The sequence below is a fragment of the Rhodothermales bacterium genome, assembly GCA_017643395.1.
In the GTDB taxonomy this organism is placed as follows: domain Bacteria; phylum Bacteroidota; class Rhodothermia; order Rhodothermales; family UBA10348; genus JABDJZ01.
This window is the reverse complement of the sequence record JAEPNP010000003.1, coordinates 249,882-263,918: the sequence shown is the minus strand read 5'-3', so window position 1 is coordinate 263,918 and position 14,037 is coordinate 249,882. Positions and strand designations below refer to the sequence as shown.

13 protein-coding genes are annotated in these 14,037 nt (G+C 62.6%); 3 read left to right on the top strand and 10 right to left on the bottom strand.

The window, feature by feature from the left end; translation table 11 throughout:
• Positions 1-128 precede the first annotated feature (128 nt).
• The 5 genes from JJ896_11660 to JJ896_11640 form a co-directional block, all read right to left on the bottom strand.
• Positions 129-1,241 (bottom strand): metal ABC transporter permease, encoded by a 1,113-nt coding sequence (locus JJ896_11660; GenBank protein ID MBO6780300.1) that lies wholly within the window; start codon positions 1,239-1,241, stop codon positions 129-131.
• On the bottom strand, positions 1,238-2,365 hold the full coding sequence (locus JJ896_11655) for a metal ABC transporter permease (GenBank protein MBO6780299.1): 1,128 nt from the start codon (positions 2,363-2,365) through the stop codon (positions 1,238-1,240). Before JJ896_11655 ends, JJ896_11660 begins: the two co-directional genes overlap by 4 nt.
• Entirely contained in the window at positions 2,365-3,099 is a 735-nt protein-coding gene (locus tag JJ896_11650; GenBank protein ID MBO6780298.1) for a metal ABC transporter ATP-binding protein, read from the bottom strand. The genes JJ896_11655 and JJ896_11650 overlap by 1 nt, the downstream gene beginning before the upstream one ends.
• Complete coding sequence (locus tag JJ896_11645; GenBank protein ID MBO6780297.1) at positions 3,096-4,037, bottom strand: zinc ABC transporter substrate-binding protein; 942 nt, start codon at positions 4,035-4,037, stop codon at positions 3,096-3,098. Before JJ896_11645 ends, JJ896_11650 begins: the two co-directional genes overlap by 4 nt.
• Positions 4,038-4,154: 117 nt before the next feature.
• On the bottom strand, positions 4,155-5,300 hold the full coding sequence (locus JJ896_11640; GenBank protein ID MBO6780296.1) for a PD40 domain-containing protein: 1,146 nt from the start codon (positions 5,298-5,300) through the stop codon (positions 4,155-4,157).
• 72 nt (positions 5,301-5,372) lie between these two features.
• On the opposite strand from JJ896_11640, the gene trxA reads away from it, so the two are divergent.
• Positions 5,373-6,182 (top strand): thioredoxin, encoded by an 810-nt coding sequence (gene trxA / locus JJ896_11635; GenBank protein ID MBO6780295.1) that lies wholly within the window; start codon positions 5,373-5,375, stop codon positions 6,180-6,182.
• A 158-nt stretch (positions 6,183-6,340) separates the two neighbouring features.
• Here trxA and JJ896_11630 read toward each other — a convergent pair whose 3' ends face one another.
• The 3 genes from JJ896_11630 to JJ896_11620 form a co-directional block, all read right to left on the bottom strand.
• Entirely contained in the window at positions 6,341-6,670 is a 330-nt protein-coding gene (locus JJ896_11630) for a winged helix-turn-helix transcriptional regulator (protein MBO6780294.1), read from the bottom strand.
• 77 nt (positions 6,671-6,747) lie between these two features.
• Positions 6,748-8,535, bottom strand: coding sequence for an ABC transporter ATP-binding protein (locus tag JJ896_11625; GenBank protein ID MBO6780293.1), 1,788 nt, complete (start codon positions 8,533-8,535; stop codon positions 6,748-6,750).
• Complete coding sequence (locus JJ896_11620; GenBank protein ID MBO6780292.1) at positions 8,535-10,337, bottom strand: ABC transporter ATP-binding protein; 1,803 nt, start codon at positions 10,335-10,337, stop codon at positions 8,535-8,537. The genes JJ896_11625 and JJ896_11620 overlap by 1 nt, the downstream gene beginning before the upstream one ends.
• A gap of 53 nt (positions 10,338-10,390) precedes the next feature.
• Here JJ896_11620 and JJ896_11615 point away from each other — a divergent pair, with 53 nt between their 5' ends.
• Positions 10,391-11,290, top strand: coding sequence for a DUF1684 domain-containing protein (locus tag JJ896_11615; GenBank protein ID MBO6780291.1), 900 nt, complete (start codon positions 10,391-10,393; stop codon positions 11,288-11,290).
• Between the two features lie 358 nt (positions 11,291-11,648).
• Here JJ896_11615 and JJ896_11610 read toward each other — a convergent pair whose 3' ends face one another.
• On the bottom strand, positions 11,649-12,104 hold the full coding sequence (locus JJ896_11610; protein ID MBO6780290.1) for an NUDIX domain-containing protein: 456 nt from the start codon (positions 12,102-12,104) through the stop codon (positions 11,649-11,651).
• 114 nt (positions 12,105-12,218) lie between these two features.
• Here JJ896_11610 and JJ896_11605 point away from each other — a divergent pair, with 114 nt between their 5' ends.
• Entirely contained in the window at positions 12,219-12,494 is a 276-nt protein-coding gene (locus JJ896_11605; protein MBO6780289.1) for a hypothetical protein, read from the top strand.
• A 3-nt stretch (positions 12,495-12,497) separates the two neighbouring features.
• Here the strand turns inward: JJ896_11605 and JJ896_11600 are convergent, their stop codons facing one another.
• Positions 12,498-13,655, bottom strand: a complete 1,158-nt coding sequence (locus tag JJ896_11600; GenBank protein MBO6780288.1) for a hypothetical protein — start codon at positions 13,653-13,655, stop codon at positions 12,498-12,500.
• Between the last annotated feature and the right edge of the window lie 382 nt (positions 13,656-14,037).

The window sequence follows — 14,037 nt, the reverse complement described above, 5'->3', positions numbered from 1 at the left end:
GGTGGTTGTCTCCTGGGTGGAAACCCGCGAGGTACAGTCGGCTCATTAGGTGGGTACGTCCGATTTTTCGCAATTCGCGTCCGAAATTTTTCGTTGCAGAATTGCCACGCGCCCCTGTGGGCCTCTCCCTAGATCTCCACTACCGCACGGGCAGCATGCGCCCGCCCTGCTTCCGTGAGCGCCAGGAGGGCCCCCTGACGCTCGATCAGTCCGTGCGTTAATGCATTTCGGACAGCCTCCTCGGCGAAGGCCTTGTTCCACCGAAGGTGCTCGGTCAGGTGATCCTCGCGGCACTCGCGTTCCGCATCCGGTTGCCCCTCGTGTGACAGCAGGTGTACCGTCAGCATCTTGGTGGCGAATTGCCACCGTTGCCGAACGCGCAGGCGACGTTTGGCCAGCCAACCGCGCTCCGGCGCAAGTAACCACGCCAGGCCAAAGACGACGCCAACCATGGTAGCCATTGCCCCTCCGATGGACGCATCCATCCAGTGCGCCATCCAGTAGCCCGCGATCGCACTGACGGCGCCCAGCCCTGCACTGAACACCAGCATGACGGAGAGTCGATCCGTCAACATGTAGGCGGCCGATGGGGGGCCTACCATCAGCGCAACCACCAGAATGGACCCGACCGCATCGAACGCTCCGACCGCCGTCACGGAGACGAGCCCCATCAGCAGGTAGTGGACCAGGCCGGGCATCAGACCCAGTGCCGCAGCCAGTCCCGCATCAAATGTGGCCAGCTTCAGCTCTTTGAAGAAGAGCGCCACGAACAGCACATTCACCAGCAGAATCGAGCCCATGATGTAGAGCGATCGTGGGCCGACGTCTGTCCCGCCCCACACCATACGGTCAAACGGCGCAAAGGCCAGTTCACCCAGCAGAACCGCATCGACATCCAGATGCACATCGCCCGCAAATCGGGCAATCAGAATCACGCCGACACTGAACAACGCCGGAAAAACGATCCCGATGGCCGCATCCTCCTTGATGAGGCGCGTCGATGAGATCAGCTCCACGAGGGCCACCGTCAGGACGCCGGTGAGAGCTGCACCGGCAATCAGCAGCGGGGAGCCGAGATCGGCCGTCACCAGAAACCCGATCACAATACCCGGCAGGATGGCATGACTGATGGCGTCACTCATCATGGCCATTTGGCGCAGGATGAGAAACACCCCCGGGATGGCGCAGGCAGCAGCCACTACCATGGCAATCAGCTGGATCTCGATCTGGGGCTGAATCATCCCTGCACCCAGCCCTCGGGCAGATCGGTCTCCAGCCGTCGCGCGCGCTCGGCTCCGGTATCGGTCAAGGCCCAACGGCGGGCGTCGATGCGCTGGACATAGCCGCGTTCCTTGAGTAGGCGAAGGTTGCGGCGTGTAGCACCCCGCGGAAAACTCATGGCATCCAGCACACGACGGTCATGCGGATGCTCATGGCTCTCGTGCTGTGTAGCCAGCAGATACAGGTCCATGAGAACCGCGTCCATGCGTAGCCGACGGCCTGCCTGCCACGCCCGAAGGCGTGCCCAGACGATTCCGCGGTTTGGAGCGAGAAACAGCGAAAAGCCCACGATCACGCTGACGGCGACGACAATGGTGGGACCGGTCGGCAGTCGGGCCTGGGTACTTGAGATGGCAGCTCCCACCACGCCGGCCAAAGCGCCGAATCCGGCGGACAGCAGCACCATGCGCCCCAGTCGATCCGTCCACTGGCGGGCAGCAGCGGCGGGCGAAATGATCATTGCACTCATAAGGACCACCCCCACGGTCTGCAGCCCGATCACGATCGAAATGACAAGCAGCCCCGTCAGCGCCAGATCCAGCTTCCGGATTGGCAGGCCGGTGGTTCGACCGAAGTCGGGATCGAAGGACAACACCTTGAACTCCTTCCACAACAGGACGACCACAACCAGCGCCAATCCTCCGATTCCGGCCATCGTAAGCACGTCAGCCACCTGCAGCGCCGCAGCCTGGCCGAACAGGAAGCTGTCGAGCCCGGCCTGATTGGCATCCGGCCGACGCTGTAGGAACGTCAGCAGGACCAGCCCGAATCCGAAGAACACGGACAGCATCATGCCCAGTGCACTGTCGTATTTGATGCGCGAGGTCTCGGTCACCCCCATTATGACCAACGTGCCGAGCCATCCGGCCAGCGCCGCGCCGAGGACAAGCACCAACGGCGCCTTGCTGCCGGTCAGCATGAAAGCCAACGCAATGCCCGGCAACGCCGCGTGGGAAATGGCGTCTCCCAGGAGACTCTGCCTCCGCAGGACCGCATACGTGCCGAGCGCGCCACTGGACATGCCCAACACAGCCGCCCCCAGAGCCACCACGCGCAACGTGTAGTCGGAGAACAGCTCCAGCATCAGCGGCGAGCCGTCATGAAGCCCACACGGCCGCCGTAGGTACGGCGCAGGTTTTCCTCGGTGAAGGCCTCGTCCACGGGACCGAGTGCGATTCGCCGCACATTGAGCAGCATCACCTCGTCGAAGTACTCCGGCACGGTCTGCAAATCATGGTGCACCACTACCACGGTCTTGCCGTTGGAGCGCAAATCCCGGAGCAGCGCCATTATGGCACGCTCAGTCGTGGCGTCCACGCCCTGGAAGGGTTCATCCATGAAGTAGACATCGGCGTCCTGCACCAGCGCTCGTGCCAGGAACACCCGCTGCTGCTGTCCGCCCGAGAGCTGACTGATCTGCCGGTCCGCGTAGTCCGCCATCGAGACCTTCTCAAGTGCCTGCAGGGCCAGAGCGCGTTCGTTGCGTCCCGGCCTGCGAATCCAGCCGATCCGCCCATAAAGCCCCATCGTGACGACATCCAGCACGTTTGTCGGGAAGTCCCAATCCACGGAACCACGCTGCGGCACATACCCCACGCGACTTTGCTGCCGCCTGTAGGGCTTGCCGTAGACCAGCACGTCGCCAGCGGCCGGCTTGACCAGGCCCAGAATGGCCTTGATGAGCGTCGTCTTCCCGGCACCGTTCGGCCCGACGATGGCCGTCAGCACGCCCTCCGGGACTTCCATGTCGATGTCCCAGAGTACCGGCCGCTCCCGGTAGGCTACCGTCAGGTCCCGGACGTCGACCGCGTGGTTCATGGCGCCTGACCGAGGAGGCCGTTCACGATGGTATCGATATTTGACCGCACCATACCCACGTAAGTATCGGCGCTGGTACCGACCGGCCCCAGCGCGTCCCCGTAGAGCGTGCCCCCAATGCGTACCTCGAACCCGCGAGCGCGCACGGCGGCCTGGACTGCCTCAATGCCGCGAGGAGACACCGAGGACTCTATGAACAGTGCCGGGATGCGGCGCTCAGCCACATAGTCAGCCAACTCCTGGACATCCGCCGTGCCGGCCTCCGTGGCGGTGGACAGGCCCTGCAGACCCTTCACTTCAAAGCCGTACGCCCTGCCGAAATAGCCGAACGCGTCGTGCGAGGTGACCAGATAGCGCTGCGTTGGATCCAGCTCAGACACCCGGGACCGGACGTATGCGTGTGCATCCTCCACAGATGCCGCATAGGCCTCGGCTCGCTCTCGATACGCGGAGGCGGAAGTGGAGTCCAGCGCGGTCAGGTAATCGGCTGCGCTGGAGGCCGCGAGTCGCCACAAGCCGGCGTCGAACCAGATGTGCGGGTCATAATTGCCGGTGAAGTAGTCCGACTCGAGCAGGGAATCCTCCGGCACGGCAGCCGCCACCTCGAACGTATACACTCCGAGCGTGCCCATCTGCTCGAAGATCTCAGCCATCTTGCCCTCCAGATGCAGGCCGTTGTAGAACACCACATCTGCCTGGGCCATGCGGGCCACATCCCCTTCGCTGGCCTTGTAGAGATGTGGATCGACCCCCGGCCCCATGAGTCCGGAGACCTCAACCCGATCCCCGCCGATCTCGCGAATCATCTCCGCGATCATCGAGGTGGTTGCCACCACGCGGATCGTGCGCTGGGACAGATCGACATCGCGGGCAGAATCGGGTTCGCAACCGCCTGCGAGCATCACGAGGCCCAACAGCCCCACGACATTTTTTAGCATAGACCACAAGTCATTTTTAGCCTTGGCTAAAAATAACACATTTGTGGGTGCCGTGGATCCCCCGCCGCGTTCCGGCGATCCGGAGCTGCGCCGCGGCTAGCCTGGTTCGGGACCCGCTCAGTCGGTACCGAACGTGCGGTCCGCCTCGCCCGGCTCTTCCACCCAGTCGGCGACGAACACGTTCGTATCCGAGCTCGGCTCGCGCGCCCCGTTCCGGTTTGAAGAAAAGACCAGCTTCGTGCCGTCCGGTGAGAACATGGGAAACGCGTCAAACGTGCCCGAATGCGTCAGCTGCTTCATGTCCGTGCCGTCCAGGTTCACCATGAAGATGTCAAAGATGCGCCCGCCGTCCACGTGGTGGTTGGTCGAAAACAGGACCTTTTCTCCCGAGGGATGGAAGAACGGGGCCCAGTTCGCTCCCGGAAGATTCGTCACCTGGCGCGGGTTCGACCCGTCGATGTTGGCCACAAAGATGTTGAGCTCGCTCGGCTCCACCAGGTCATCCTGCAGGAGATTCTGGTAGACCTCGGCGCGCTCGCCTTCCGGTCGGTCCGCACGCCACACGATCATCTGCGAGTCCGGCGAGAAGAAAGCCCCGCCATCGTAGCCGAGTTCATCGGTCAGCTGCAACAGGTCCCCGGTCGCGATTTCGTACCGCCACAACTCCAGGTCTCCGGTTCGGGTGGACGTGAAGATGATGTACTGTCCATCGGGCGAGACGGTCGCCTCCGCGTCGTATCCGGGGCCGCCGATCAGGAGCTCCACATTCTGGCCGTCCGCATCCGCCACGTAGATATCGTACTCCGGAAATACAGGCCACACGTAGCGCCCCTGCCCAAACATGGGTGCAATCGGGCACTCGGCACTGGCACCATGCGTGGACGCAAACACCACCCGGCCATCCGGCATGAAATACGAGCATGTGGTACGCCCTGTGTCGGTCGACACCAGATCGTACATGTTGCCACTGTCCCGCGGCGTACCGTCGGCATTCATCACGAAGATCTGATCACAGCCCTGCTGCGTCAGCGCTGACCACTCTGACTGAAACACCAACTGCTCGCCGTCCGGGCTCCAGTAGGCCTCGGCATTGTTGCCGCCGAACGTCAGCTGACGGATGTTGCGCAGATGCTCCTCGCCGGCGAATCGAAGGCTGTCGGCTGCCGGCTCGTAGTCGCCATCGCCGACCGGTGCACAGCCGCTCAGTGCCGCGGTGAAAATCACGATCAGGGCGAACCCGGAAATGGGAGCGCTGGTACGCATGCGCGTCGGAATCTTTGATTTCGGGGGACCAAAAAACTACGCCGACGCCCTGTTTATCCGCAGTGAAGAACGATGAGCCACGACGTAACTGACTTCAATACGGAGGTCCTTGAGGCCAGCCACACCACGCCCATCCTGGTAGATTTCTGGGCGCCCTGGTGTGGCCCGTGCCGTACGCTTGGGCCCGTGCTGGAGAAGCTGGACGCCGAGGCGGACGGAGCCTGGAAACTCGCCAAAGTCAACACGGATGCCAACCCGCAGATCTCCGCGCAGTTCGGCATTCGCGGCATCCCGGCGGTTAAACTTTTCGTGGATGGCCAGGTGGTAGACGAGTTCACCGGAGCCCTTCCAGCGTACGCGGTGAAGCAATGGCTGGAGAAAGCACTGCCGTCCGCCTCCTCCAACCTGGTCGAGCAGGCTGAGCAGGCGCTGGTTACGGGCGATGGACTCGCTGCGCGCACGGCGCTCGAGACGGCCCTCACCGAGGAGCCCAGCAGCCCGGCCGCCAGCGCACTTCTATCTGGCATTCTTGTCTTTGAGGACCCGATTCGGGCGCGCGAACTGGCGGACACCGGCATGTCCGGCGAGCCGCGCCATGTGCAGGTCAGTGAATCCGTGCGGGTCCTGGCAGACGTCATGCAGTCTGGACCGGAATCACTCCCCGGTGGGACCGGCCGAAATCACGCCGCGACCGCCATCACGTCCCTCGCGCAGCAGGACTACGAGACGGCGGTGCTCGAATTGCTCGCTCTGCTCCAGGCGGACCGCTACTACCACGACGACTTTGCCCGCAAGACCGGCGTGGCGCTCTTCACCGTGCTCGGCCCGGATCACGCCGTTACACGCTCACACCGCCGCACGTTCGACATGTGGCTCTACTGATGGGCCATGAAAAAAGGGGAGCCGCTTGAGCGACTCCCCTTCTCTTGAGAGAGCGGGATCAGTCGCCGCAGCAATCGCCGCCGCAGCAGCCTCCGTCGTTGTTCTCGGGGCGCGTGAGCACGATTTCGTAGGTCATGGTTGTCCTCTTGGTTTGGTGATCAACAACAGCCACAGGCGCATCCCTGCTCGTAGATCCACTGCCGCAGGTACTCCGCCATGCGTGCGTAGGCCTCCTTGTTGATGCAGTAGCAGGATCGGGGCCCGTCAATCGTGCCCTCCACCAACCCGGCTTCTTTCAGCGCCTTCAGATGCTGCGATACCGTAGCCTGCGCCAGAGGGAGTTCGTCAACGATCTCCCCGCAGATGCAGGCACCGCGTCGCGCCAGCGTTTCCAGAATGGCCACACGCGCGGGATGCCCGAGGGCCTTCGCCCATCGTGCGACGTCCTGTTGCGCTGCGGTAAATGCGGTCAGTTTGCTGCCTGCCATGGCTGTTTGATTGTATATCGTAATTATACGATTAAAGACCCGTCAGTTGCACTCGGTCGGGAAAAAAGTCCTTGTAGCTACGCCGCGCTGGCCTCCTGGTCCTTGTACTGCAGTTCGTACAGACGCCGGTAGAGCCCATCGGCAGCAAGCAGCTCCTGATGCGTGCCGCTCTCCCGGATCACGCCGCGATGCATCACCAGAATCTGGTCCGCATGCTGGATGGTGGACAGCCGGTGCGCAATCACAATGGACGTGCGCCCCTTCATGAGCCGCTCCAGGGCACTCTGTACGATGTGCTCCGTCTCGGTATCCACGCTGGAAGTCGCCTCATCCAGCACCAGCACCTTGGGATCGAACGCCAGCGCCCGAGCAAACGACAGCAGCTGCCGCTGCCCGTGCGAGAGCGACATGCCGCGCTCCCTCACATCCTGATCGTAGCCGTCCCGCAGCCTGGAGATGAAGGCGTCGGCGCCGATCTCCCGGGCGGCTGCCTCGACTCGGGCGCGGTCTATCTCCGGATTCTCCAGGGAAATGTTCTTCTCCACCGAGCCGGAGAACAGGAAGACGTCCTGCAGTACGAGGCCGATACGGTCCCGCAGATCCGCCAGCCGGTAGTCCCGGATGTCGACTCCATCGACCAGTATCTGGCCCTTCTGTATGTCGTAGAAGCGCAGCAGGAGACTGATGATGGTGGTCTTCCCGGCACCGGTGGCCCCTACGATCGCGACCACATCGCCCGTGGAAGCCTTGAAGGAGACATCCCGCAGGATCCAGTCCGGCTTGCCGTCCTCCCCGTCCACGTACGCGAACCACACGTTGCGGAACTCGATTTCGCCACGCGTTTCCCTGAGGGGTTTTGGGTCCTCTTTCTCAGGTAGCGCGTCGTCCTGGTCCAGCAGCCCGAAGATGCGCTCTGCCCCCGCCATCGCACTCTGCAGCGTGTTGAACTGGTCCGACAGGTTGCGGATGGGCTCAAAGAATCGCCGCGCGTACTGGATGAAGGCAATCAGCACGCCCAGGGTGAGCGTGCCCCCCATCGCCGACAGCCCGCCGAACCAGATCACCAGGCCCAGGGCGGAGGACGCGATGATGTCGATGGCCGGCCAGAAGAGTGCGAAGTAGAAGATGGTCTTGATGTGGGCGGCGCGATGGTCGTCGTTGATGTCGGTGAACCGCCGGTACTCCTCCTCTTCCCGGGAGAACATCTGAACGATGCGCATGCCGGTGATGTGCTCCTGCAGGAAGGAGTTAAGTCGCGCTACCTGTTTGCGCGTGTCCCGGTAGGCGTCCCGGACCTTGCGTTTGAACCAGAAGGTGGCGTACAGCATGATCGGCACCACGGCCAGCGTCACCACCGCCAACACCCAGTTCAGGGAGAACATGAACCAGGCGATGAAGATGATGCGGAAGGTGTCGCCCAGGATGGTCACGACGCCGGCCGAAAGCACCGTCGAGAGCGACTCCACGTCGCTGGTTACCCGGGTGATCAGCCTGCCCAGCGGCTGCCGGTCGAAGAATCGAAGTGGCTGCCGGAAGATGTGCTGGTGCACGCGGGTACGCAGGTCATAGATGGCCTGCTGGCCAATCCACTGGGTGAGGTAGGCGTTTACAAAAGACAGGATGCCCTCCCCCATCAGGACCAGCACCAGCAGGCCGATCATGCGGTTCATGCCGCCCAGATCACCCGGCACGATGTACTGGTCAATGGTGACCTGCACCAGCTTCGGAATGAGCGGCCCCAAAAAGGCGGCCGTCATCACCGTCACGAAAGCGATGGTTACCCACCACTTGTAGGGCACCAGCAGACGGATGATGCGCCGCAGCAGCTTGCGGTCCAGGCCCTCTTTTTTGGTTTCTTCTGCCATCAGGCCATCGCTGCCAGTTCTTCCTCCAGCAACTGCTTGCGGTACAGGTTGGCATACAGACCGTCCCTGGCCATGAGCACGTCGTGCGTACCCATTTCCGCGATCGTACCGTCATCGAGAACCAGAATCTGGTCGGCCTCCTGCACGGCCGAGATGCGGTGACTGACGATCACTATCGTGCGCTGCCCGAAGTGCTTGCGCAGGTGGCCGAGAATGGTACGCTCAGTCTGCACGTCCACGGCAGAGAGCGCATCGTCCATGACCAGAATGCTGGGTTCACGCACCAGGGCCCGGGCGATGGACGTGCGCTGTTTCTGACCGCCCGACAGCGTGATGCCGCGCTCCCCGACAAACGTCTCGAAGCCCTTGGGGAACTGCCGGATGTTCTCCAGCAGGTCCGCCTCCTCGGAAGCCCGGTCAATCAGTGCCTCCGAAGCGTCCATGCGGCCGAAGGCAATGTTGCCAGCCACGGTGTCCGAGAACAGAAAGACTTCCTGCGGCACGTAGCCGATGGCTGTTCGCAAGACCTCGAGCGGATACTGGTCCACGGGGCGTCCGTCGACAAGAACCCGCCCTGACGTCGCGTTGAGGAGGCGTGGAATCAGCTCGACAAGCGTCGTCTTGCCGGAACCGGTGCGCCCGACGATTCCCAGCGTCGTGCCGGCAGGCACCTCGAAGTCCAGGTCGCGCAGGACAGGCTCGTCGCCGTCGGGGTATCTAAAGCCCACACGCTCGAACTTCAGGGCACCCTTGACGGACACCAGTGAGGCGTCGGTTTCGTCGCCATCGAACACATCCGGCTCGGCGTCGAAGATCTTCTGCAGCCGGCTCATGGACGCTGCGGCCCGCTGAACCATGGAGATCACGAACCCGAATGCCGCCACCGGCCACGTCATCAGAGCCACATAGATGATGTACTCGGCGATGTTGCCGATGGTAATGACACCCTGTTCAACAAGGTGCCCGCCCTGCCAGACCACCAGGATTGTCGAGAGTCCCACCAGGACAAGGAAGACCGGTCGCCACGCCGCGTCCACCATCGCCAGATCCAGGGAACGTTCGCGATACCCCGCGCTCTCCACTTCAAACGCGTCCTGCTCCGCGTGCTCGCGGGCATAGGCCTTGAGCACGCGAACGCCCGAGAGAGATTCCTGCACACGACTGGTGAGCACCGAATACTGGGCCTGCAGTTTGTCAGAGCGCTCGTGCACCATCCTCGCCACAAAGAAGACGCTGAGGGCCAGGAAGGGCATTGGAATGAGGGCCCACGCCGTCAGTCCCGGACTGATGATGAACATCACGGACATCGCCATCACGATGACGACCACCGCGCGCGTGGTGTACATGAGCGCGGGGCCGATGTAGCGCCGCACCTGCTCGATATCGCTCGTCGCGTGCGTGATCAGGTCTCCGGTGGAGTGCTGCACGTAGAAGCCGTGACTCAACCGTTGCAGGTGATCGTACAGCCGGTTGCGAAGATCGAATTCGATGTGTCGCGATGCCACCACGACGGTCTGGCGCATCAGAAAAGAGAACACGCCACTCAGGAAACTCAATCCCAGGATCACCAGCGCAAAACCCAGCAGCGTGGTAAAGAACTGGGCGTACAGGTAGTCGCCGACCGGAGTCCCCTCAAAGGCCCTGTAGTTGGCCACCATCCGGGGAATGGTATCCACCGCCTGCCGCACTATGATCGGCACCACGATCGAGGCCGCCGCGGACGCCATCGCCGCCAGCAATCCTGGCAGGAAGAGATGCTTATACTTGACGTAGTAGTGGTTTAGCTGCGCGAGCGATCCCACAGGGCCTCGGGGTTAGACCGCTTGCCAACGCGGCCCGTCGGAACGTGATCCATATGCGAACTCTCCCTCTCCTCCTGCTGCTGGCCCTGATGACGGGCTGTTCTGAGTACGATCCGGCTGCGCACGAAGCGGAGGTCCTCGAGTGGCGCGAAGCACGCCTGGCGGAACTGACTGCGGAGGATTCGTGGCTCACGCTGGTGAACTACCAGGTCCTCTGGAACAATCCCATGACGATGGGCTCCCGGCAGGGGATGAACATCGCCGTTCCCCGTGGGCCGGAGATGTTGGGCATGTTTGTGAACGATGGGCTGACGGACTCCACGGCCGCCGAAGAGGCATGGTGGTTCTATGGCAGCGCGCCGACGACAGCCGACGGCGTGGAAATGACCGAGCCCGTACCCGCCATCTCCGACAGCGGTGCCGTTCGATTCCGACAGGACGGTCTCACCTGGTTTGTACGCCGCTTCCAGGACCAGTACGCCGTGCGCGTGATCGACAATCGGGCTTCGCTGCGCACCGATTTCCCGGGCCTTGAGTACTACCCGGTCAACCCGGAATGGCGCCTGTACGCTCGGTATGAACCCTACGACCCACCAAAGCGCTTTCCTGTGGCCATCTATACCGGAGGAGATGTCCTGGAGGAATCGCCCGGTCGGGTGACGTTTTCGGTGGCAGGCGAGGAGTATGCTCTGGACGTGACCGATACCAGTGAAACGGGCTACTTCGTGATCTTCTCGGACGAGACGAACAATGAGAGCACCTATCCCGCCGGGCGGTACGTCTGGTTCGACAAGCCGCTCGGAAGCGCCGGGCCCGTGATTCTGGACTTCAACAAGTCGTACAACCCGCCCTGCGCCTTCACGGAGTTTGCCACCTGCCCGCTTCCACCGCGCTCGCATCACATCGATGCGCGCATTGAGGCCGGAGAATTGAGGTTCAGGAAGCCGGTGTGACGGCGGGCCGCCGCGGCGCCGAGCCAGCCCGCCCGCGACGCCGCGCCAGCCCGCCCGCGGCGCCGACCAGCCCGCCCGCGGCGCCGAACCGCCTCCGATTTGGGGCTAAAATTGAGAAAGGCACCCCAATTCAACTTCTGGGGAGGAAAATGGGCGATACAGGTTCAAATTGGGCCTAAATGGAACCTCTTGGGGCTCCTTTCGGGCGATTAGGTTGAATCCGGGCCCTGTAGTGAACTTGCGGACCCGGGCTCCGGACTGCCCGCCGCGGCCCGCGGCCGTATTCACCAGAGAAGCCTTGCGCCACAGACGTAACAGGGGGGCTGAAATACGATTGGGGTCGTGTCGCAGTAACGGGCTACACCGGGATGCGCACGCTCGGCGGCACCCGATCCTCCCGCACCAACTCGTCCACCAGCCGCAGCAATCGCTGCTGCTCGGGCCAGGCCAGGCGACGGACCGCATCGCCCATCTGCAGCCATTCGAAGCGGTCATGCTCCTCGTTGAGTTGCGGATCCCCCGCGACCTCTGCTGCGAACGCCGGAATGAGCTGCAAGCGATCGGTCTGCCACTCGTAGAAGTGGTTCGCGCTGGGCACGGCGAACAGGGAAATGGGCGTCAGGCCGGTTTCCTCCCACAGCTCGCGCACTGCGGCCTGCCAGGCCTGCTCGCCGTCGTTGATCTTGCCGGCCACCATGCGCCAGGAACCCTCGTAGAGTCGACCAGCAGCCCGGCGCATGAGCAGGTGCTTGAGGCCTTCCGGTGTCGTTCGGAAGACGTACATGTCGACACTGACTACGGCGGATTCCGGCATGATGTGCGGCAGACTGCGGGCCTGCAAAATCCCCGATCCCCGCACAGGAATCCACCCCGGGTTTAGCACCGCGCGGCCACGCCGATAATGCAGGTATTACATCCCCCTGGACCCATGGATAGCCTCTCAGACAAGATCCGTCAGTTTCTCCAGGACGCCGGCTTTGAATTTGCCGGTGACCGCGCGTCAAACCTGGAGCTCATGCGCTACTTCGAAATCGAGTACGGCATCGAAGTCCTGCGCTACATGGAAGAGGAGTGGGTCGAGCAGCAGCTGGAGCGCGAGTTCGATTCTGGCGACTTCATCTCGGACCTGCGTGGCCAGGTCGACGCCAAGCGGCGCGACGACTTTGACGCGGACATCGATTCGATTCGCGGTCGGGCCGCGTAGGCGTCAGTCCCTCACCAGGAGGTACTTGCTGACCGTCGGACTCGGCGGTGAGGAGTCGATTGCGTAGATGTGGCGGCCTGTGCTGGTCGCGAGTAGAATCGGCGGCTGCGTATGCCAGGCCTTCGGCCAGGAGCGGGAAAAAACACCTGTTTCGACCAGCCTCCCGCCGGCACCGATAATCTCGTAGCGTAATTCTCCACCGGAGGTGTCGGACACAAAGTAGAAGTGGAGCAACTCTGCTGTCGACAGGGCGAATAGACCCGCACTTTGCACCTGTATGTAACCGCAAAGGCGTCGAGGCTCCGTTCTGCGCAGGATGCGGATCAATCCAGTCTCTGAGTCGGCGTCGCAATCCACCGCCCTGACCGGTTCGGGCAAGGCCGGTCGGGATTGATCGCCCTGAAATCGGGCATCGCTGCAGATTATTCGCCCCGAATACAGGCCGGGGGCGACACACGCGTGATCTCCCATCAGAACCATAGATCCGGGGTGGGACTGCAAAAGGGTCTCAAAGAGTTGTGCGTCCAGGGACGAACTCTCGGTGTAGGGTGTCGTGAACTGGACGGACCGGCCTACCACACGTGCGCTTGTCACGTCCAGGCTGTGCAGGAGGTTGGCAACGGCTTCCTGCGCGCGGCGAGCGTGTGTGGGCATCCTGGCAAGTGCCTGCAACCTCCCGTCACCGCTGCTCTGCACTCTCCGTGGCCAGAGCAATTCATCTCGACTGATGCTGGCGGTACTCACCTCCGATGCCGCAGGGCCGAAGATGGTCATCCGCGAAAGGCGACCGTCCAGCACGATCACCCGGTCAAGGGAATCGACTGTAAAGCTGGTAACCGCCTGAAACTCGCCTGGGGCATCCCCCCTGGCGCCAAGCGTTGAGAGGTGGGTGCCTTCCGGGCCGAACAATCGGATGTCGAGGCTCATGGCGTCCGAGACCGCCACACCTCCAGTGCTGGTGGCGGCTGCCCAATTCGGTCGGCCGAACAGGTATTCGGCCTCCGCAGACTCGTCTCCACCCACCGACCACTCCAGGTGCAGTGAGATCGAGCCCGAGGACTCCAGGACCTGAGCCGTTGAGGACCGAATCCCGACGCCCAAAACAAGCAGCAGCGTCAGGTAACCAGTCCGGCTGGAGACGGAAGTGATTTTGTTGGACATCGTGCACACGAATGCCATGGTACCGAGCCCCCCGCCAAACCGTCTCCCAGACCACCCGAACGGCTTCACACGGGCCACAAACTGCAGTTGGTTCCACAGTTTTTGGCGGATTGACTTGGAAAAGTCCTCAGGATTCCCGAGTTATGGGCTCTGCGCGTTTTTTCTTCACGCGCGATCCCCGCCCACACCCACTGGAAGCGGCCAACTAGTACATGCCGAAGCCGAAGCGCCCGAGAGGGAGCGGTCCTGCACGGGCCAGAATGCCGGAAAAGAGTTCATCGAAGGATCAGTTTGGATGGTGGTTCCGCTGGTGTAATGCCGACGACCCCGTCACTTACTGGAAGGAAAAGCGGGACAAGCGCCGCTAACCTTCTCCTTCGCC

What these genes read in the sequence shown, in the direction of transcription:
- JJ896_11660 (MBO6780300.1), bottom strand. Translation starts at nt 1,241, where the DNA reads ATGATTCAGCCCCAGATCGAGATCCAGCTGATTGCCATGGTAGTGGCT.
- JJ896_11655 (MBO6780299.1), bottom strand. Translation starts at nt 2,365, where the DNA reads ATGCTGGAGCTGTTCTCCGACTACACGTTGCGCGTGGTGGCTCTGGGG.
- JJ896_11650 (MBO6780298.1), bottom strand. Translation starts at nt 3,099, where the DNA reads ATGAACCACGCGGTCGACGTCCGGGACCTGACGGTAGCCTACCGGGAG.
- JJ896_11645 (MBO6780297.1), bottom strand. Translation starts at nt 4,037, where the DNA reads ATGCTAAAAAATGTCGTGGGGCTGTTGGGCCTCGTGATGCTCGCAGGC.
- JJ896_11640 (MBO6780296.1), bottom strand. Translation starts at nt 5,300, where the DNA reads ATGCGTACCAGCGCTCCCATTTCCGGGTTCGCCCTGATCGTGATTTTC.
- trxA (MBO6780295.1), top strand. Translation starts at nt 5,373, where the DNA reads ATGAGCCACGACGTAACTGACTTCAATACGGAGGTCCTTGAGGCCAGC.
- JJ896_11630 (MBO6780294.1), bottom strand. Translation starts at nt 6,670, where the DNA reads ATGGCAGGCAGCAAACTGACCGCATTTACCGCAGCGCAACAGGACGTC.
- JJ896_11625 (MBO6780293.1), bottom strand. Translation starts at nt 8,535, where the DNA reads ATGGCAGAAGAAACCAAAAAAGAGGGCCTGGACCGCAAGCTGCTGCGG.
- JJ896_11615 (MBO6780291.1), top strand. Translation starts at nt 10,391, where the DNA reads ATGCGAACTCTCCCTCTCCTCCTGCTGCTGGCCCTGATGACGGGCTGT.
- JJ896_11610 (MBO6780290.1), bottom strand. Translation starts at nt 12,104, where the DNA reads ATGCCGGAATCCGCCGTAGTCAGTGTCGACATGTACGTCTTCCGAACG.
- JJ896_11605 (MBO6780289.1), top strand. Translation starts at nt 12,219, where the DNA reads ATGGATAGCCTCTCAGACAAGATCCGTCAGTTTCTCCAGGACGCCGGC.
- JJ896_11600 (MBO6780288.1), bottom strand. Translation starts at nt 13,655, where the DNA reads ATGTCCAACAAAATCACTTCCGTCTCCAGCCGGACTGGTTACCTGACG.